11 protein-coding genes are annotated in these 19,116 nt (G+C 70.2%); 5 read left to right on the top strand and 6 right to left on the bottom strand.

Annotation, left to right across the window (positions count from 1 at the left end):
- Position 1: 1 nt before the first annotated feature.
- On the bottom strand, positions 2-1,534 hold the full coding sequence (locus J2847_RS10640; RefSeq protein ID WP_209778968.1) for an acyl-CoA carboxylase subunit beta: 1,533 nt from the start codon (positions 1,532-1,534) through the stop codon (positions 2-4).
- A gap of 223 nt (positions 1,535-1,757) precedes the next feature.
- Here J2847_RS10640 and J2847_RS10635 point away from each other — a divergent pair, with 223 nt between their 5' ends.
- Positions 1,758-3,221: a helix-turn-helix domain-containing protein gene (locus tag J2847_RS10635; protein WP_209778967.1), complete on the top strand. Its 1,464-nt coding sequence runs from the start codon at positions 1,758-1,760 to the stop codon at positions 3,219-3,221.
- 144 nt (positions 3,222-3,365) lie between these two features.
- On the opposite strand, the gene J2847_RS10630 is transcribed toward J2847_RS10635, so the two are convergent.
- Genes J2847_RS10630 through J2847_RS10615 form a run of 4 tightly spaced genes read right to left on the bottom strand, consistent with a single transcriptional unit; the run spans position 3,366 to position 14,314 of the window.
- Positions 3,366-6,563, bottom strand: coding sequence for a hypothetical protein (locus J2847_RS10630; RefSeq protein WP_209778966.1), 3,198 nt, complete (start codon positions 6,561-6,563; stop codon positions 3,366-3,368).
- Positions 6,560-8,629 carry a trypsin-like serine peptidase gene (locus J2847_RS10625; protein ID WP_209778965.1) on the bottom strand — a complete coding sequence of 690 codons (2,070 nt, stop codon included), beginning with the start codon at positions 8,627-8,629 and terminating at the stop codon, positions 6,560-6,562. The genes J2847_RS10630 and J2847_RS10625 overlap by 4 nt, the downstream gene beginning before the upstream one ends.
- Complete coding sequence (locus tag J2847_RS10620) at positions 8,626-11,466, bottom strand: S8 family peptidase (RefSeq protein ID WP_209778964.1); 2,841 nt, start codon at positions 11,464-11,466, stop codon at positions 8,626-8,628. The genes J2847_RS10625 and J2847_RS10620 overlap by 4 nt, the downstream gene beginning before the upstream one ends.
- A 43-nt stretch (positions 11,467-11,509) precedes the next feature.
- Positions 11,510-14,314 carry a phospholipase D-like domain-containing protein gene (locus J2847_RS10615; RefSeq protein WP_209778963.1) on the bottom strand — a complete coding sequence of 935 codons (2,805 nt, stop codon included), beginning with the start codon at positions 14,312-14,314 and terminating at the stop codon, positions 11,510-11,512.
- 485 nt (positions 14,315-14,799) lie between these two features.
- Between J2847_RS10615 and J2847_RS10610 the strand changes: the two genes are divergently transcribed.
- Positions 14,800-15,594, top strand: a complete 795-nt coding sequence (locus J2847_RS10610) for a polysaccharide deacetylase family protein (RefSeq protein WP_209778962.1) — start codon at positions 14,800-14,802, stop codon at positions 15,592-15,594.
- Positions 15,595-15,812: 218 nt separating this feature from the next.
- Here the strand turns inward: J2847_RS10610 and J2847_RS10605 are convergent, their stop codons facing one another.
- Positions 15,813-16,028 carry a hypothetical protein gene (locus J2847_RS10605; protein ID WP_209778961.1) on the bottom strand — a complete coding sequence of 72 codons (216 nt, stop codon included), beginning with the start codon at positions 16,026-16,028 and terminating at the stop codon, positions 15,813-15,815.
- A gap of 361 nt (positions 16,029-16,389) precedes the next feature.
- On the opposite strand from J2847_RS10605, the gene tauA reads away from it, so the two are divergent.
- From tauA to J2847_RS10590, 3 genes are read left to right on the top strand one after another with little or no spacing between them, the layout of a single operon-like run.
- The gene (gene tauA / locus J2847_RS10600) at positions 16,390-17,394 is read left to right on the top strand and encodes a taurine ABC transporter substrate-binding protein (protein WP_209778960.1); all 1,005 of its coding nucleotides are present in this window, start codon (positions 16,390-16,392) and stop codon (positions 17,392-17,394) included.
- Positions 17,395-17,438: 44 nt separating this feature from the next.
- Positions 17,439-18,242 carry a taurine ABC transporter ATP-binding protein gene (locus J2847_RS10595; RefSeq protein WP_209778959.1) on the top strand — a complete coding sequence of 268 codons (804 nt, stop codon included), beginning with the start codon at positions 17,439-17,441 and terminating at the stop codon, positions 18,240-18,242.
- Positions 18,239-19,090 (top strand): ABC transporter permease subunit, encoded by an 852-nt coding sequence (locus J2847_RS10590; protein ID WP_209778958.1) that lies wholly within the window; start codon positions 18,239-18,241, stop codon positions 19,088-19,090. Before J2847_RS10595 ends, J2847_RS10590 begins: the two co-directional genes overlap by 4 nt.
- Positions 19,091-19,116 lie beyond the last annotated feature (26 nt).

Raw genomic sequence — 19,116 nt, 5'->3', positions numbered from 1 at the left:
CTCACAGCGGGATGTTGTCGTGCTTGCGCCAGGGGGTCTGGAGCTGCTTGTTCTTCAGCATGGCCAGCGCCTTGGTGACGCGGCGCCGGGTGCCGTGCGGCATGATGACGTCGTCGATGTAGCCACGCGACGCCGCCACGAAGGGGTTGGCGAACTTCTGCTTGTACTCCTCGGTCCGCGCGTCGATCTTCGCCGCGTCGCCGATGTCGGCGCGGAAGATGATCTCGACGGCACCCTTGGAGCCCATCACCGCGATCTCCGCCGTCGGCCAGGCGTAGTTGATGTCGCCGCGCAGATGCTTGGACGACATCACGTCGTAGGCGCCGCCGTAGGCCTTGCGGGTGATGACGGTCACCTTCGGCACCGTGGCCTCGGCGTAGGCGTAGAGCAGCTTGGCGCCGTGCTTGATGATGCCGTTGTACTCCTGGCTGGTGCCGGGCATGAAGCCGGGGACGTCGACCAGGGTGAGGATCGGGATCTCGAAGGCGTCGCAGAAGCGCACGAAGCGCGCCGCCTTCTTCGAGCTGTCGATGTCGAGGCAGCCGGCCAGCACCATCGGCTGGTTGGCGACGATGCCGATCGTCGAGCCGTTCATCCGGGCGAAGCCAATAATGATGTTCTTGGCGTATTCCGGCTGAAGCTCGAAGAAGTCGCCCTCGTCGACGATCTTGAGGATCAGCTCCTTCATGTCGTAGGGCTTGTTCGGGTTCTCCGGCACCAGCGTGTCGAGCGAGAAGTCCTGGCGGTCGAGCGGGTCGTGGCAGGGCCGGACCGGCGCCTTCTCCCGGTTCGAGGCCGGCAGGAAATCGACGAAGCGGCGCAGCTGCAACAGCGCCTCGACGTCGTTCTCGAAGGCCAGATCAGCGACGCCCGACTTGGTGGAGTGGGTGACGGCGCCGCCCAGTTCCTCGGCGGTCACGACCTCGTGGGTGACGGTCTTCACCACGTCGGGGCCGGTGACGAACATGTAGGAGCTGTCCTTCACCATGAAGATGAAGTCGGTCATCGCCGGCGAGTAGACCGCGCCGCCGGCGCAGGGACCCATGATGAGGGAAATCTGCGGGATGACGCCGGACGCATCCACGTTGCGCTGGAACACCTCGGCGTAGCCGCCGAGCGAGGCGACCCCCTCCTGGATGCGGGCACCGCCGGAATCGTTCAACCCGATCACCGGCGCGCCGACCTTCAGCGCCTGGTCCATGATCTTGCAGATCTTCTCGGCGTGGGCCTCGGACAGCGAGCCGCCGAACACCGTGAAGTCCTGGCTGAAGACGAAGACGAGGCGGCCGTTGACGGTGCCGTGGCCGGTGACGACGCCGTCGCCGGGGACCTTCTGGCTTTCCATGCCGAAGTCGATGCAGCGGTGTTCGACGAACATGTCGAACTCCTCGAACGACCCCTCGTCGAGGAAGAGGTCGATGCGCTCGCGCGCGGTCAGCTTGCCCTTGGCGTGCTGGCCGGCGATGCGCTTCTCGCCGCCACCCAGCCGCGCCCCGGCGCGCATCGACTCCAACTTGGCCAGAATGTCTTGCATCGGGCGTTTCCCAATCTGTCCCTGGCGCCGTTTGCTCCGCTCCGGTTGCGGAGGCGCCTTCCCTCACCGGACCGTCGCGGATTATTCACAAACTTCGCAGGCGTTCAAACAGCTCTTCGCAAAAACGTGCGAAGTTGCGAATGCCTTTGCAAACGGGGCTCGCGCTTTGCCAAGATTGCGAAGTCGGCTGCTCCGGGCCGGCGGGTTGCGGCGGAAGGACCCCATGGGCGCGCAGAAGAAACTGTTTCTCGGCTACAAGCTGCGCCGGCTGCGCGAACAGCGCGGCATGACCCAGGCGACGCTGGCCAAGGCGCTGGAGCTGTCGCCCAGCTACCTGAACCAGCTGGAGAACAACCAGCGCCCGCTGACCCTGCCGGTGCTGATGCGGGTCTCCGCCATGTTCGAGGTCGAGCTGTCCAGCTTCCTGGAGGACGAGGACAGCCGTCTGGTCGCCGATTTGCGCGAGGCTCTGGCCGACCCGCTCTTCGCCGGGGCGCCGCTGACGGCGGCGGAGCTGCGCAGCGCGGTGGGATCCAGCCCGGAGCTGGCCCGCCGGGTGCTGAGCCTCCACCAAGCCTACCAGAAGCTGCACGAGCGTGTGCAGTCGCTGGCCGACAGCCTGTCGAACCAGGAGCCGGGCGACAGCTTCGCCGGCCCGCAATTCCCCTACGAGGAGGTGCGGGATTATTTCCACTACTGCAACAACTACATCGGCCCGCTCGACGAGGCGGCCGAGGCGCTGTGGAACAGTGAGAAGATCCATTCCGGCTCGCTGCTCAACGAGTTGGCCGCCTATCTCAAGCGCCGCCACGACGTGCGGGTGAAGATCGTCGCCGACGAGGCGGGCGACACGGCGATGCGCAGCTACGACGCCTCGACCGGCACGCTGCGCCTGTCGGCCCTGCTGAACGGGCCGAGCCGCGCCTTCCACATGGCCAACCAGATCGCGCTGCTGGGATTCGGCGACACCATCGAGACGCTGGTCGAGCAGGCGAAATTCTCCAGCGACGACGCCCGCTCCATCTGCCGGGTCGGGCTGGCGAACTATTTCGCCGGGGCGCTGGTGCTGCCCTACCGAGCCTTCGCGGCGCAGGCCCGCGCGCTGCGCCACGACGTCGAACAGCTCCAGAGCCGCTTCTCGGCCAGCTTCGAGCAGGTCTGCCACCGGCTCTCCACCCTGCAACGACCGGGCGCGCGCGGCCTGCCCTTCTACTTCGTGCGGGTCGACATGGCCGGCAACATCACCAAGCGACACTCGGCCACCCGCTTCCACTTCGCCCGCTTCGGCGGCGCCTGCCCGCTGTGGAACGTCCACGAGGCCTTCGCCCAGCCCGGCAAGATCCTGGTGCAGTTCGCCCAGATGCCCGACCGCGCCACCTACATCAGCATCGCCCGCACGGTGACCAAGCGCGGCGGCGCCTATCTGAAGCCGTCGCGCCAGTTCGCCGTGGGGCTGGGCTGCGAGGCGAGCCACGCGCCGGAGCTGGTCTACGCCGCCGGCATCGACATTGCCGACGTGAAGGCCGCCGTTCCGATCGGGGTCAACTGCCGCCTGTGCGAACGCACGGACTGCCAGCAGCGCGCCTTTCCGCCGATCGGCAGCGAGCTGCGGGTGAACGAGCACCACCGCAGCTTCGTGCCCTACCTGTTCAACCAGCCGGGGGTGCCCCGGCCGGAGACGGGCTGAGGACACGCGCGCCGGAATCGGCTGGCTCCGCCCTAAGAGCGCCTATCGGAACCTTGAGTCGTCTCTCGCCTCGTCATTCCCGCCTTCGCGGGGATGACGGTTCCATTGGGCACCGATGGTGAAAACGGAATTCTGTTCGGCGCCCTAAGCGGGCGGGCAAGGCCATTCGGAGGTCATCCCGCGGCAGATTGCCCTGTCCCACGCCAGGAAGCTATCGGCCACCAGCGCGAGATCCGTCCGATCCGGATCATCGCCCGCCGCCCACCGCAGGTCTTCGCAAAAGCGCGGCAGACGCCGCGCCCGATCCACGAAGGGAATCAGCAGGCCGAACGCCGCCCCGAGGTCGCGGTCGACGCGCCGTCGCCACTCACCGTCGGTGAGTTCCTTCGGACGGAACGGCAGGCGAAGCAGAACACGGTCCGCCGCCTCGATCAGCCGGGCCCGCAGCTCATCGGAGGCACCGGCGCATCGGGTGATCGCCGCCCTCAGCGGCCGGTGGAACTCCGTCGTCATCCCCCGCAGCAGGGCGACGGCGCCAGCCGGCTCCGTCCGGTGATCGATCGAGATCCCCACCGGCTCGCGCATCTCCCGGAGAACGCCGCCGAACTCGACAAGCGAGTGCGCGGCGCGGACATGGAGCCGCTCCGTGAAGAACCATCCCGCCAGTCTGGCGAAACGCTCCCGGGGATCCCTCCCCACCTGACCGCCGGCGACGTCCGGCCAATCGGGCTGCGGCACGAAAAGGGCGTCGAGATGCGGCCACCACATCGCCTCGCGCCCGAAGTGCAGGTGATGGACCAGGAACATCCGTGTTTCGGACTCGATGGCGCCACTGATGCGGAACCACCGGTCGGGCGCGACAGGGCCGCGTTCGGGTGCAAAAGCCTCGGCGACCGCGGCGATCGCCGGAAACAGCAGCACCGGCCCCGATCCGGAAAAGCGCCACGCCGCCTCTTTCAGCACGGCATGGAGAGGCTCCGGCAAGGGGCCGGGCCGTCCGAGCAGCGTGTAGCGGACGAGCCAGTACAGCCGTGAGCGCAACATGTTCGGCAACGAGCCGTTGCTGTGGTCCATTTCCATCCGGATCTCTTCCGTCACCCCCTCGGTATCCACCTCGGCGGTCCGGAAATGGCCGGCGTCGGCCAGGGCCTGCAACACGAAGGTCGGGGGCAGGCCCCGCGGGCGGGTGGGCTCGAAGCGATAAAGCTCCAGGGCCTCCTCGGCGCGCCCGCGCCTCACCAGCCGCTCCCCCTCGCCATCCCGAACGCCCCAGCCCTCGACATAGGTCCGCCATGTCCGGTTCGACCGCCGGGCCGCCGGAACGCCAAGGGTCCAGCCGGGCGAAGCCGGCAGGATGTTCTCCGGCAGATCCTCCACGGCGGGGCCGAGCAGGCCGAGCCTGGCGTCGGTCCAACGCCATCCGGCCGTCGCCTCCCCGAGCACCGCCTCGTAATAGGCACGGAAGGTGGCGTCCGACCGCCCCCGCCTGCCCCGGTGCCACGCCAGCGCGGCCCGCCGCACCTCCTCAAGCAGGCGATTGAGCCCCGGATCGCTCTGCATCAGCTCCAAGCCGAGACGGCGGATCTCGGGATGGAAGGTCAGGCTGCGGCCGTCCGGCTCCAGGCGCACCAGCCATCCGGCGTCGCTCAATCCCTGGAAGACCGCCCTGCCCCGTTGCCGCGGCGAGCCCTGCCCGGCGGCGCCCCCGGTCGCCGCGTCGACCGCCGGAAGGACGACCCCGGCCAGCGACGGCACGGTGACACGGGGCAGCACCATGGCCGCCAGGGCATAGGAGCGGGCCGCCGGTGACGCGAGATGGTTGACGATCCGCTCGGTCAGGTAGCGGCGCACCACCTGCGGATCGATCACCTCCCGGTCGAGCTGTTCCATGAACTCCTGACGCACCGGACCGCCGATGCCGTAGACATCGGCGGCGATCTTGAGAATCAGCGGAGTCCGCGGCAGGACCGCGGCCGCGCGGGCGGCGGCGGCATCGGCCACCCCGAGGTCGCCGAGCAGGGCGGCGGCGTCCTCCAGCTCCAGCGCGCCGAGTTCCACCGGCTCGCCGACCATCCAGCCATGCTGCCGCATCCGCCCGACGAAGACCTCCACCTCGGGCGCCCGCGGCGGATTGCGCCCGGCCATCAGGACCCGGACGTCGGCGCCGTTCATCAGCGTGCGCAGCGAGGCGATCCAGTCCGCCGTCGCCGCCGTCGCCGCCCCCACAGGCCCCGCCGCCCGGCCGCGCGCGAGCATCAACTCCGCGGTGTCGAACAGCAGGACGATGCTGCGGTCGCCAAGAAGCGACAGGATGTCGAAGGACACCGAATCGCGCTGCGAGAGCTTCTGGGAAACCGCCGCCTCCAACCCCACGAAGGACTGGACCGCCTCATCATCCTCGGCCTTGCGGAGACGGCCGCCGCGCCTCCCGCCGCGGACCGTCCCGCCATAGTCGCGGTCGGTGCCCGCCGTGACCGAGGCCAGGGTCTGCACCGTTCCCATCAGCGCCGGCGCGTGCTCCGGCGCCGCGACGGCCAGTTGCCGGAACAGCGCGAGGTCGAGCGCGATCGGGTCCATCGGGTCGAAGCCGGGCCTGTCGCAATCCATGTGGACGAGCAGCGGTCCCGCCCGCGAATCCGCGAGAACCTTCTCCAGATAGGCGAACACCGTCGACTTGCCGGCGCCGCCGACGCCCGACAGATAGAGGAACCGCCCGCCCCCGCCCGGCCCCCCGGTCGCCCACTCGACCAGCCCGCTCAGCGCCTCCCCGCGGCCGCGCAGCGGCCGCGCCGTCATCCGCTCCACGTCGGCGAGCCGGCGGCGCCGCGCGAGGGTCGCCGCCAGCCGCTCCTGCACGCCGCTGCGGTCGGCTTCGCGGACCCAGAAGAAGTTCCCGCCCCCGTCCGGAGGCGCGGCGTCCAACCACGACAGCGTGCTGCCGAGCGCGGTGAGGATTTCGGTGGACAGTCTCGACAGATCCCGGGGGATCGGCCGCCGGCGCAGGGCCAGGGCCCGCCGCACCGGGTCGTGCCGGTCGGCCGGATCCCGCTTCTGGAAGGCCCGCTCCAGCGCGTCCGCCCCGCTGGTCGTCAGCCGATGCCGCCGCTCCTGGTCGCGCAGGAACCAGCAGCCCGGATGCGATTTCCAGGAGGTCTGGACGTCCGGCGCGACCGCGTCGAGCACGGCGCTGTGAAGCTCCTCCGGCACGCCGGCCGGCATGAAGCGCATCGGGTCGACCCAGCCGCGCAGGGCGAGCGCGAGACGCAACTCGGCCGCCGCCGTGGCCACCGCGTCGGGCTGGACGTCCCGGGACGCCGCGAGCAGGCTCGTCATGCTGATCATCGGCCGTCTCCCGGAGCGTCGGCGTGTTCCGGCAGGAGGCCACGGTGCCAGCCGATCGCGAACAGCGCGGCGAACGTCGTGGTCAACTGCCTTTTCTCCACAGGCAGGCGGCTGGCGCCGAAGGCCGCGGCGGCCATGGCGGGGGTCTGGCCCGCTTCGGCCGCCATCCCGAATTTCTCGAGGAAATCGGCGATGTCCCGCATCCGCACATGCGGGAGTTCGAAGCTCCTGGCCTCCACATCGCCGGGAAGCGTGTTCTCCACCCGGTCCTTCAAAGCGGCGGGCAGCCCGCACAGCAGAAGGCGGGCCCAGGGCTGGCGGGACAGGGCGACGACGGCGTCGATCCAGCTTTCGGGCTCGGTGACCGACCCGGTGCCGTCGCCGGCGTCGATGGCGACGAAGAGCGGCCGGTCGGGACGCCCCGTCACCCGGTCCACCCCGCCGTAACGGGAGAGCGCGGCCACGAGATTCGGAACATCCTCGTAGCGCACATGGCCGTCGGCGGTCCGCGTCCCGGTCGCCGGCGGCAGCGTTTCGGCCGCGCAACGGGCGAGGGTCGCCAGCGTGCTGTCGCCTTCGGTCCAGGCGACGCGGATCACATCGGCGTCGGGCTCCTCCACCAGACGCTTCAGCACGTCGATGGTGAAGGTCTTGCCGCAGCCACGGTCGCCCCCGACGAAGGCCACACGGCTCTTCGTCCCGGCGGGATCGGCCGCCGCCATGAACCAGCGCTCCAGTTCCTTGCGCGTGCCATCCCCGGCGAACCACGGGTGGGCCGTCCATGGCACGCCGTCCTTGGCGGCCGTGATCTTGCGGACGAGCGCATCCCAGCCCGGCTGCGCCTCGGGGCTGTTGAGCAGCTGCGCCCCCCGCCGTCCGAGGCGGGTGACGAGCGCCTCGTCGTGGATGACGATGCCAAGCGACCGTTCGACCGAGCGCAGGGGGTTGGTGGGAAGCCGGTCGAGATGGGACGAGATCGCGCCGAGCAGGATCGCCCGGTTCTCGATGAGGCTGACGCCGTTTTTGTCCGTCTGCGGCTGCCCGGCCTCGTCGAGCAGCGGGATCGAGCCCTCGTGCAGCCCGATCGGCACGCCGTTCTGATTGATCACGCAGCCACCGCTCATGCCCTCGACGGTGTTCATCATGTGGATCAGGCGGCCACCGACCCGTTCGTCGCGAATGATCGTGTCGGCGTCAAAGCATGGGTTGGCGGATCCGGGAAAACCGATGACGAAGGACAGCCCGCTGAACGTCGCCGGGATCGGGTGCCGGATGTCGATCGGCTCGACCCCCTGGATCGCCCGGTCCAGACGGAGCAGCGCGAAATCCAGACGGCGCATCGCCGCGGCGTCGACGAACCGGTCGAGCTTCTGGATGCCGATCATATGCGCGTTGCTGTACTCCAGCAAAGGCTGGTTGCGGTGCAGGCGCGCCTCCTGCGCTCCCTGGGTCCGGGGAAAGCAAATCCGATGGATGTCGTGTGGCGGCGGTCCGGTGACGATTTCGCTGCCGATGCGCCGGGGGTCGAAGGCGACATGGGCGCAGGTGATGACCAGATCGCGGCGAACGAGCAGCGCCGTGCCGATCACGTTGCGCCGGCCGCCGTTGTCGAGCTCGACATAACCGATCGCCCTGGTGATCAGATCCAGGGTGCCGAACAGGGACGGATCGGCAACACCGCGCGCGCGGTTGACCACCCCCTGCGGCTCGCCGGGATGCCCCACCCGGCCAATAATCTCCTTGATCTCATCGGCGGGGCGGCCTCTTGCCCGTTCCTGGGCCGCGATCATCGAGCAGTAGCGCGGGAGCTCGCCGGCGTTGTCGGCCGCATGGCACAGCGCCAGGATGTTCCGCACCCGGACATCCGCGATGCCCCCCAGGTCCGCGGCGCCCCGCAGCGCGGTCTGGAGTTCAACCAGGCCGGGCCGCGAGCGCCGCAGCTCGATGTACAGGGTCTGCGCCGTCTCCTCGGACAGGCGGGTCCAGCGCGCGAGAAGCAACGCCCCATCCGGAAAATCCGGTCCCGGCGCGCCGGCACCCTCCACCGCGACGGCCGCGTCGCTCATGGAAAACCCACGCCGCGTCCTTCGAACCCGCGCCCCAGGGCCTCGGTCGTGAGGGCGAAGTTGGAATCGTTGTCGTAGCCGGCGAAGTGGAGGCCGAAGGCGGGGTTGCCGGCCCCGGTGAGGCTGAAGACGAGGGAACCGGACGAGCCGCGCAACGTGGTCACGTCATGGCCGAAGGCGTAGCGGGTCTCCCGGTCCCTCTCGTGGCTGCCGACCGCCCGGTAGAACTCGCCGGGGGCGAAGCGCTTCAGGCCGAAGCGGCCGTCGAACAGTTGCCCGACGACCCAGCCCCAGTCGATGCCGTCCACCGTGCCCTCGGTCGCCGGTGGACGGTTGGGGAAGCCGAGAACGCCCAGCAGCGGCAACGCCCCCGCCGCCAGATCCGGATCCGGGGAGAAGGCGATCCGCTTCGGCTCCTGCTCCGGAAGCCCCCGGCCGTCGAGCGATCGGCCGAGGCGCAAGAGAACGGCGTCGATCCAACCGAAGCTCTCGCCGGCCCCGTTGGGGAACACCGCCTCCTCGATCGACCAGCGGTCCCGCTCGGCGTTGCCGGACTCGCCGAGGAAATCGATCTCCAGGCCGCGGACGATGCGCAGCCCCCGCTCGGTCTTGACCGAGAACACCGGGTAGCTTTGCAGCGCCTGCTGGAGGACGTGGAAGTTGCTGAGCACCCAAGGCCCTGCGGAATCCACCAGGATGCCAGTGCCGCAATAGCGGTTGGCGTGGCCGTTGGTCGGCTGGATGCGGCCGCACAGGGCGGCGCGCGTCCGGATCGGCTCGCGCAGGGCCGTCAGACGGTTGCTCCAGCCCCCGATCATCGGATGGGTCTCGTCGATGGCGCCGTTGCGGACCAGCAGGCTCGGCCGCGAACCGTCCGCCTTGACCACCGCCTCGATGGCGGCGAGCTCCGTCGGCGGCACCACGGCCAGCGGATCGTGCAGCCTGGCGAGGCCGCTGGTGCCATGGCGCCGGATCAACCCGATCGCCTTTTCGAAGTCCGCGCGCTCGGCGGGGGAGCGGTCGTCCGGACGCCCAAGCAGGGCGTCGAGGCGGGCCGACAGCTCGTCGGGGGCCGGCAGTTCCCGCGCTCCGCCGCCGGCCGCCGATTCGACCGATCCGCCGCCGCCCGCCGTCGCCTTGCCGAAGGCGAGGATCTGGCGCAGGCGCCCGACCCGCTCGGCCTGGGCGTCGCGGGCGTCGGCATCGGTCCTGTGGACCGCCGGCATGGCCGCGCCAACCCCCAGCCGGGCCGCGACCGGACCGCCGAGCCGGGCGACGAGATCCGCGGCGATGGGCAGCGGGGCGTCCGGATCGAGCCGGCGGGCGAGCAGCGCCGAGCCGAGCGCCGCGCCGTGACGGAGCAGAGGGCCGTCGTCGAGCCCCGGATCCTCGCCGAGCAGCTCGGTCAGGAAGCCGCGCATCTCGTCGGCCGGCGCGCGGGCCTCCGCCTCGAAACCCGGCGATTCGGTGCCGAGACCGAGGTCGAAGGACGCGGCGAGCAGCGCCTCCGCGTCGACGATTCCGGCCCCCATCGCCGTCGCGTCCCAGCCGGCGGGCCGCCGCGCCGAGGCGCGGACCAACCGGCGGAACATGGTCTGCAACGTCTCGCCGCGCGCCGCCGCCTCGTGGATCAGCCGGTCGCGGCCGTGATGCGCGAGCCAGCAGGCCGCCACGCCGGCGGTGAGCGCCACCGCGAAGCTGGTGCCCTGCCCCTGGCCGACCGAACCGGCGGGCCGTGGCTTGATCGACGCCCGCAGCACGTTCTGCGCCGGGGCGGAGACGGCGACCGCGCTGCCCGAACAGGAGCCCGGCCATTTGCCGTCCCGCGAATCGGTGCCGCCGATGGCGAGGCATTCGGAGAAGCGGGCGGGGTAAACCACGAGATCGACGCAATTGCCCGCCGCCGCCATCACGATGACGTTCCTGGCCACCGCGCGGCGGATGGCCGCCCGCAGCGGCGAGAAGGGCAGCGCGACCCCGCCGAAGGACATGGTGACGACATGCGCGCCTTTCTCGACGGCGAGATCCACCGCCGCGGCGAGGGGCAGTTCCTCGTGCAGCCAGACGCTGCGCAGCGCCCGGATCGGCATGTGGCTGGCGAGCGGCGCGCTGCCGACCAGCTTGTCCGAATCGCCGTGGGCCGGGCTGACCAGGACGCTGGCGGTCGCCGTGCCGTGGCCCGGATGCTGGCCGAACGCGTCGTCGAGCGGGTCGGCGGCTCCGTCGAGCGGGCCATCCCCCAGCGTGTTGAAGGCCCCGGCCAGGCGGACGTCCGCGAGTTGGACGTGGGCGGTGATTCCGGTGTCGGGCTGCGCCACGACGATCCCGCTGCCCATGGCGGGCCGCCCCATCCGCTGGGACAGCCGCCACGCCGCGCGGACCTTCATGGCGTCGAGCGCCCACAGCGGCGTCGCCTCCAGTTCGGACTCCTCCGGAACCCAGCAGCCGGGCGGGAAATCATCGACCGATTCCAGGCCGGGCGTCCGGTCCGGCATCGCCGGCGTGGCGAAGCGCGGCAGGTCGGGCTCGGCGACCGGCGCGTCCAGCGCGTCCGCCAGCCGCTCGCCGAGCGCGGCGGCGATCCCGTCGGAGGGGACGGGCGGGAAGCTGCGGTTGGGAAACACCAGCACGAAACGGTCCTCGTCGACGACCGAGACCGCATGCGGCTCGTCCGGAAACAGGGCGGCGAGCCGGCGTTCGGCCTCCTCCCGGCCACCCTGGGGGCGGACGATCAGGAAACGCGCGGGCGGGCCCGCCCCCTCCAGGCCGGACGGCGCCCTGACGACGCTGATCTGCCGCAGCGACTGGCTCAGCGCGGCATCGGTGTCCCCCTCCATGCGTCCCCTCACCCGTTCCACGGTTGGTGCTGCGCCCGGCCGGTCAGCCGGCGGCGTCCCCGTTCATCGCATCGCCCATCGCCTCGTCCAGCGGTCGCAACGCGAAGCCGGGCGGCGTGGAGGCGGCCTCGCCGACGAAGGACAGGATCTCCGGCATCTCCCGGACGAAGCGCTTGACCGGGACACGGTTCGAACGGTCCCAGTCGATCTCGAACGCCTCGGCGAAATAGCCGGCGATCCGCCGGTCGTGGAAGATGACCGAGGCGTCGCGGTTGACGCTGACCCCCTGTGAACTCCAGTTGTGGCTGCCGACCAGCACACGCTCCCCGTCGACGACCATCCCCTTGGCGTGGTGGTTCTCGATCGCGCGCAGGCACCGGTCCGTGTCGACCCCCTTGGAACGGAGGTACCAGGCGACGTGCCGGTTGTCGGAGAAGCGGCTGTTCCCGGCCCGCAGGAGGACCCGCGCGTCGTCCAGCGTCAGCAGCTTCTCGGTCAGCGCATCGATCAGCTCGTCGATGTTGCCACGGTGGACCGCCGGGTTCCCCCGCATGCCGATGTAGGGGATCTGGAACAGCAGCGTCCGCCGGGCCGAGCGGATCAGGTCGAGCACCGCGTCGCTGTAGATCCGGCCGCCACGGTCGGGCGTGAGCAGCGGGTGCGCCCTGATGCGGCCGGACACCTCCAGCGGGGGAAGCACGCGGCTCGGCGGCCGCCGTTCCTCGACGGCCTCCGTCGCGGCCGGAACCAGGACCAAGAGCCGCGGAGCGGCCGCCCCGCGCCCGGCCGGCTCCCCGGACCGCTGGTGATCCTGGCGGATGTGGCTGCGGAACCTCTCCGACAGGGTGGGGCTCGCCGTCACCACATGCCAGTCACGGTTGCCCGGCAGGTCGGTCTCCGTCGCCCTGACGCGCATGGCCTCGTCCACGGGGGGCAGGCTGCTGCCGTTCTTCCAGTTGCCGGAGGACAGCCAGAACCGGTCGTCGTCCCGCACCGTCACCTTGATGTGGTACGCCGACGCGACGAGGCCGCCAGCTCCGGACGGCGCCACCCGGTATCGGAACCTGTATCCCTGCCCGCCCCAGCGCGCGAACTCCGCACTCACCGGGGCGGTCAGCGGATCGCCCGCATCCCGGCCGGCGTCTTCTCCGGCGTCTTCTCCGGGCTCCTTCGGCGCCGACCTCCGGTCGATGGTGAGTTCCACCTCCACACCCCGGGCCAGGGCTTCCTCGATCCCCTCGGCGATCCTGATCCCCTGGGCCTCGTACATCGCCGCGTCGAGGCGGGCGCCCGCGCCCGCGCCCGCCAGAAAATTCTCGAATTCCTCCAGACCGTGCTCCGGGCTGAGATGCGCGCGGACGGTCATCTCCTCGGTGACCGGTTCGAGCTGGAACTCAGGCCCACGCCGGGCGTCGTCGTCGTAGGCGATGTCGGTCACGGCCTCGTCCGTGGCGCGCGCGTCCCACTGTTCGGACAGCGTCGCCGCCTCGTAGCGGACGGGAACCCCCCGGAAGCTGTCCGGCCAGTCCCGCGATTCGACGAGCTGGCTCTGCCGGACCGAGGCCATGATGAGCGGGGCGCCACCGTCGCCTCGCCCATCCTCCGGGTAGCCGACACGGGCGGCAACCAGCGTACGCGGGCCTTCGCGCAGAAAGGCCGCGGCGGCCGCCTCCACGGCGGAGGCCGGCGGAGCGCTGCCGGTGGCCCCGCCGAGGCCGGCACCGGCGGCGACAGCGACATCGACCCGCCCATCCGCGACGGTGATGGTGATGGTGGCGGCCGGCGCGGCGGCGGTCGTCGCCGGCCCCCGGCCGGTCCGCGCCTCGACCGACGGCGGGCGCAGCCAGCGGCGGCGTTCGCGATAGTCGTGGAGCAGGCTGGCCGGGACCGCCTGGTTCTCCCGGAGATAGATGCCGGCGAAATGCAGTCCGGCAACCTCGCCGGTGGACATGACGACCAGGGCCGAGCCGGAGTTTCCGCCGAGCGTGGTGCAGTCGTGGGTGATCAGGCGCGGTTCCTGCCGGGCGACGAAACCGGGTGCCACGCGCTTCACGTCGTAGACGTCGCGGTAGAGATCCCGCATCAGCGCCTGGTCGGGGATGATCCGGGGCGGCGCCTTCGCGGGATAGCCGAGCACGCAGAGCGGTTCCGTTTCGGGCACGCCGCCGCGCAGGATCGGCAGGAACGAGAGCGTGCCGATTTCCGGCCGCGCGGACAGCTTCAGGAAGGCGATGTCCACATCGCTGTCCTCCGGCTCGATGTAGAGCACGCTGGCGACCGGGACCGACAGGCCGGGGCTGTCGTCCTGGTGGAGATGGCCGGTCGCGAAGGACAGGGTGACCGGCCGCCCGAAGGCGCCCATGCGGAAGCTGTAGCCCTGGCCCGAACGCCGCGCGATCACCTCGGCCACATGGCGGTTGGTGACGACGATGCCGTCGTCGATCATCCAGCCGGTTCCCACATAGGGCATCCCAGCGATCCCCTCCACGTCGATCCGGCCGATCCGGTCGAGCAGCGGCGCGACCACGGCCTCCCGTTCGACCAGCCTGTCCTTAAGGAAGCGCGCTTCCGCGCCACGGATGGCGGCGTTCTCGCGGTCGATCCGCGGCTGCCCCGCGGCGTCCCTGGCGGCGAAGAAGACCGGGCGCTGTTCGGACACGATCGTCTCGATGGCCGCCATGTCCGCGCGGCGGAGGGCGTCCTCCACCGTCTCCGGCGCCACGGCGGCGCTCTCGATCCCCTCCGGCCCGCCGCCCTGGCGGCTGGCGAGCTTCCGCTTCACATCGGATTCCAGTTCGGGCCGCCGCCTCAGCAGGCGATGGATGAAGTCCGTGTCCTCACCGCGCATGACACCCTCCCGGGACATGGCGCCCTGTCCGGGCGCTTCGCCTCGCAGCCGTGCTGTTCGCGCGGAAGGCTAGCCTGATAATTGTCCTTGTTCAAGAAACCACCAACCTGCGAAGGTCTCCCATTCGCCACGCCAATTTCCGCGTTGAATTTCCTGAGAGCCGGGATCGCGTCCGCGCGACATCGGGCCCTGTCGACGATCCAGCCGACGGCCCCGAGCACCCCGCCCACCCCGCCCTTCACCGATGGCGAGGCCGCGATGGACAGAACGCGCGCCGGCATGGCCCGTCCGGTGCATGCCGTTGCCGAAAGCGCACGCCTTGGCACGGAAAGACCCTCGGACGCGCGATAGTCTTTGCCCGCCCTCGCCTGCCCGGTCAAAGCTTGCGCCCACTGATCGCTGTTTCGGGGCGGACGCACCAGAATGCCTTCCTTTGGAACGATCCGCCCTGCGCCGGATCGCCTTGCACGCTGCGGCTTGCGCGGATGATGGGGATCAGCCGCCGCGCCGTCCTGGGCGCCTCCCTCGCCCTGTCGCTGGCCCCGTTTCCCGTCGCCGCCCGGCAGCGAAGCCACGCCGCCACCCATGGGGCCGCCCCCTTCGCGACCGAGCACCTGATCCCCGGCTCGCCGCTGGACCTTGGACAGGTCGACCTGACGTCGCCCGAGGCCCGCGTGGTCGCGCTGACCATCGACGACGGCCCCGACCCGAACGACCTCCGCATCCTCGAGATCCTGCGGCAGCACGAGGCGAAGGCGACCTTCTTCTGCATCGGCGGCAAGATCGCCAGGCACCCGGACATCGTTTTGGCGATGGCCGCGTCCGGCAACGAGATCGGCAGCCACAGCCAGACCCATCCGCTGATGACCGATCTCACGGCCGGGCAGCGTGACTGGAATTTGGCGAAGCCCAACGCGGCCCTGGCCGGCATGGGCATCCATCCGGCGTGGTTCCGGCCGCCCTACGGCGATTTCGATGCCGCCGTCACCGCGCAGGCGCAGGCCCATGGGCTGCGGACGGTGCTGTGGACCGCCGATTCCCAGGACTGGAAAGGGCTTGGGCCCGACGCGATCGCAAGCCGGGTCCAGGAAAGGCTGGCGCCGGGCGCCGTCGTCCTGATGCACAGCACGAAGGCCGCCTCGGTCGAGGCGCTGCCCGGCATCCTGGAGAGCGGCAAGCGGCAGGGGGTCCGCTTCGTCACGATGACCGAATGGGCCAGCGCCATGGAACGCGCCGCCATGCCCTCCCTGGCGATGCTCCACGCACCGACGGGGCGGTGAGCGCGCCCAAGGTCACACCGGCTTTCCCGTCCGACAACCAGAAGCCCCTTCCGGCACCGCCTCGGCCATGAAGCGGCCGCCGGCCAGGGCTGGGCCAGGCCGGACCAGCGATGGCTCGGACGCCGGGGACAGCCGATTGCGGTGCATTTGCCGCCACGCCGCCCGTTTCTGCGTCCGCAAACCCTCTCCCCAGGGAGCAGGCAGACAGCGGGACCAGATCACGCCATCCCCGCCGGCAACATCGCCAGCACCCCGAGCACCAGCGTCGCGCCGCCGAGCAGCAGCGCCAGACCGGTGGCGTCGGGGGCGCCGTCCTGCTCCCTTCCACCGCTGGGCGGAGCGCTCCCGTCGAGCGCCGCCAGCAGCAGCAGTCCATCGGGCGTCGGCATCAGGGAGGCGATCACCATCAGATCGATGTCGTTCGAGCCTCGCATCCTGTCCTCTCCTTCCTTTGGGGCCGCAGCCCGGCCATGGGGCGGGCGGACGGGCCGGTTCGCCGATACGAACGCGCAGTCGATGCATGTTTCACATCGACGTGACGCATAGTCGGATATATTTTCCTATCTTGCAAGTTGGTTTTCCAGGCACGCCTCTCATAATAACAAAAATCTTTCGCTGTTAAATCCTATTTTTCTATAGATTTATGCGTTTTAGGATTGCGTCCGCCGCGATCCGCGCATTAGAGTTTTTCAGGCATGGAGAGCAGCGATCCGTCGAACGCATTTCGGCCTGGCCATCGACCAAGACAACGTGCCCCGTTTCCAAATCATCCATTCTTTTCGTGGAAGACGACCGATGAACAAGACCTTGTATAAATTCGCGCTCGCCGCCCTGACCATCGCCATTCCCTTTACCGCCCAGGCGGCGGGCAGCAAGATCGTCGTCGGCTACCAGACCGACGCCCTGCCCTCCTCGGTCGCCATCGCCAACGGCGACTTCGCCAAGGCGACCGGCACCGAGATCGATTTCCGCAAATTCAACTCCGGCGCCGAGATCTTCGCCGCCATCGCGTCGGGCGACGTTCAGGTCGGCTATGTCGGCTCCAGCCCCTTCGCCGCGGCGACCAGCCGCGGGCTGGACGTCAAGGCCTTCCACCTCGCCACCATCTCCGGCACCGACGAGGCGCTGGTGGTGCGCAACGGCTCCGGCATCGAGAAGCCGGCCGACCTGAAAGGCAAGAAGCTCGCCGCCGCCCCGGTCTCGACCGACCATTACCAGCTGCTGGCCGTGCTGAAGCAGGAGAAGCTGAGCGAGCGCGACGCCCAGGTCTTCGCCATCCCGCAGCCGGACATCGTCGCGGCGTGGAACCGCGGCGACCTCGACGGCGCCTTCGTCTGGGATCCGGCGCTGACCGAGCTGAAGAAGACCGGCAAGGTGCTGCTGACCTCGCGGCAGGTCGCCGACCGTGGCGCCCCGACCTTCACCGCCTGGGTCGCGACCGCCGCCTTCACCAAGGACAACCCGGCCTTCCTGAAGGGCTTCGCCGGGGTGGTCGAAAAATACAGCGCCTCCTTCCGCAACGACAAGGCGGCCTGGGGGCCGGACTCGGAGAACGCCAGGACGCTGGCCAAGCTGCTGGGCGGCACCCCGGCCGACCAGGCCTCGGCGCTGAACAACCTGTCGCTGGTCCCGGCCGAGCAGCAGGCGACCACCGCCTGGCTGGCCGGCGGCGAAGGCGGCGGTGCGGCCAAGATCCTCAAGGACACCGCCGAGTTCCTGAAGGAGCAGAAGAAGGTGACCGCCGTGCTGCCGAGCTACGGCGGCTTCTTCACCGCCGACTACGTCAAGGGCCTGCGCTGATCGCCGCCGCCACCGGCCGGCAAGAGGGCGGACAAGGGGAAGCCATGCTCCAGGTTCACAACGCCAGCGTCTTCTTTCCCGCCCGCGACGGCCGGGTGGTCCACGCGCTCGACCGCGCCTCGCTCGACATTGACGCCAACAGCATCGTCGTGGCGCTCGGCGCCTCGGGCTGTGGGAAATCGACCCTGCTCAACGCCATCGCCGGTTTCCTGCCGCTGTCCGACGGCTCGATCACGCTCGACGGCCGCCCGGTCGAGCGGCCCGGCGCCGACCGCGGCGTCGTCTTCCAGAAGGACACGCTGCTGCCCTGGAAGAGTGTCGCCGAGAATGTCGCGCTCGGCCTGAAATTCGCCGGCGTCCCGGCGCGCCGGCGGCGCGAGCGGGCGGAGGAGCTGCTGGGCTTGGTCGGGCTCGACGGCTTCGCCGATTCCACCCCGCACGAGCTGTCGGGCGGCATGCGCCAGCGCGTCGGCATCGCCCGCGCGTTGGCCACCGACCCGAAGATCCTGCTGATGGACGAACCCTTCGGCGCGCTCGACAGCCTGACGCGCGAGCAGATGCAGGAGCTGCTGATCGACGTCTGGGCGCGCACCGGCAAGCGCATCTTCTTCATCACCCATTCCATCGAGGAGGCGCTGTTCCTCGGCACGACGGTGGTGGTGATGTCGCCGCGCCCCGGCCGCATCGTCGCCCGCTTCGAGCTGGATTTCGTCCGCCAGTTCGCCGCCGAGCGCGACGTGCGGGCGATCCTGTCGTCACCGCGCTTCGCCGAGCTGTACGACGAGATCCGCGACATCGTCCACCGGCCCCATCACGCGGGCCCACACCATGAGGGACGGCCGCAATGACCGACCTGACCCGTCGCGACGAGTCGGTGATCGCCCCGCCGGCGACGCCGAAGCTGGTCCGTCTGCACCCCTTCGGCCTCGACGGCGCCCGCACCGCCCCGATCAGCCTCGCCACCGCGCTGGTGCTGGTCGGGGCGTGGTTCCTGGTGGCGGAGTTCCGGCTGGTGCCGCCGCTGTTCCTGCCCGGCCCGCAGGAGGTGCTGGCCCAGTTCCTCGCCATCGCCGAGGAGGGCTACGCCGGCGCCACCCTGTGGGAGCATGTCTCGGCCAGCCTGTTCCGCATCTTCACCGCCGCCTTCGTCGCCGCCTCGCTCGGCATTCCGCTCGGGCTGGCGATGGGGCTGAACCGCTGGGCCAAGGGCGTCTTCGACACGCCCATCGAGTTCTACTGGCCGCTGCCGCCGCTCGCCTACCTGCCGCTGATGATCATCTGGCTCGGCATCGGGGAGGTCTCCAAGATCGTGCTGCTGACGCTGGCGATGTTCGCGCCGGTCTGCCTGTCGGCCCAGGCCGGCGTGCGGGCGCTGCCGATCGAGCGGGTCAACGCCGCCCTGTCGCTCGGCGCCACCCGCTGGCAGATCTTCCGCGAGATCGTGCTGCCCAGCGCCCTGCCGGAGATCCTGACCGGCCTGCGCATCGGCATCGGCGTCGGCTGGAGCACGCTGGTGGCGGCCGAGCTGATCGCGGCGACGCGCGGCATCGGCTTCATGATCATGTCGGCCTCGCATTTCCTGGCGACCGACGTGGTGTTCGTCGGCATCGGCGTCATCGCCGTGTGGGCCTTCGCCTTCTCCTACGGCATGCGCCTGCTGGAAGCGTGGCTGGTGCCCTGGAAAGGCAAGCTGTGAGTTTCCGTCATCCCGGAGTGTGTCGA

This window comes from Azospirillum agricola (assembly GCF_017876095.1).
Taxonomy (GTDB): domain Bacteria; phylum Pseudomonadota; class Alphaproteobacteria; order Azospirillales; family Azospirillaceae; genus Azospirillum; species Azospirillum agricola.
The sequence above is the reverse complement of the archived record's forward strand: the minus strand, read 5'-3'. Positions and strand labels throughout refer to the sequence as shown.

Bases quoted from the DNA above. Each gene is read 5' to 3' on its own strand.
- J2847_RS10640 (WP_209778968.1), bottom strand. From the start codon at position 1,534: ATGCAAGACATTCTGGCCAAGTTGGAGTCGATGCGCGCCGGGGCGCGG.
- J2847_RS10635 (WP_209778967.1), top strand. From the start codon at position 1,758: ATGGGCGCGCAGAAGAAACTGTTTCTCGGCTACAAGCTGCGCCGGCTG.
- J2847_RS10630 (WP_209778966.1), bottom strand. From the start codon at position 6,563: ATGATCAGCATGACGAGCCTGCTCGCGGCGTCCCGGGACGTCCAGCCC.
- J2847_RS10625 (WP_209778965.1), bottom strand. From the start codon at position 8,629: ATGAGCGACGCGGCCGTCGCGGTGGAGGGTGCCGGCGCGCCGGGACCG.
- J2847_RS10620 (WP_209778964.1), bottom strand. From the start codon at position 11,466: ATGGAGGGGGACACCGATGCCGCGCTGAGCCAGTCGCTGCGGCAGATC.
- J2847_RS10615 (WP_209778963.1), bottom strand. From the start codon at position 14,314: ATGCGCGGTGAGGACACGGACTTCATCCATCGCCTGCTGAGGCGGCGG.
- J2847_RS10610 (WP_209778962.1), top strand. From the start codon at position 14,800: ATGATGGGGATCAGCCGCCGCGCCGTCCTGGGCGCCTCCCTCGCCCTG.
- J2847_RS10605 (WP_209778961.1), bottom strand. From the start codon at position 16,028: ATGCGAGGCTCGAACGACATCGATCTGATGGTGATCGCCTCCCTGATG.
- tauA (WP_209778960.1), top strand. From the start codon at position 16,390: ATGAACAAGACCTTGTATAAATTCGCGCTCGCCGCCCTGACCATCGCC.
- J2847_RS10595 (WP_209778959.1), top strand. From the start codon at position 17,439: ATGCTCCAGGTTCACAACGCCAGCGTCTTCTTTCCCGCCCGCGACGGC.
- J2847_RS10590 (WP_209778958.1), top strand. From the start codon at position 18,239: ATGACCGACCTGACCCGTCGCGACGAGTCGGTGATCGCCCCGCCGGCG.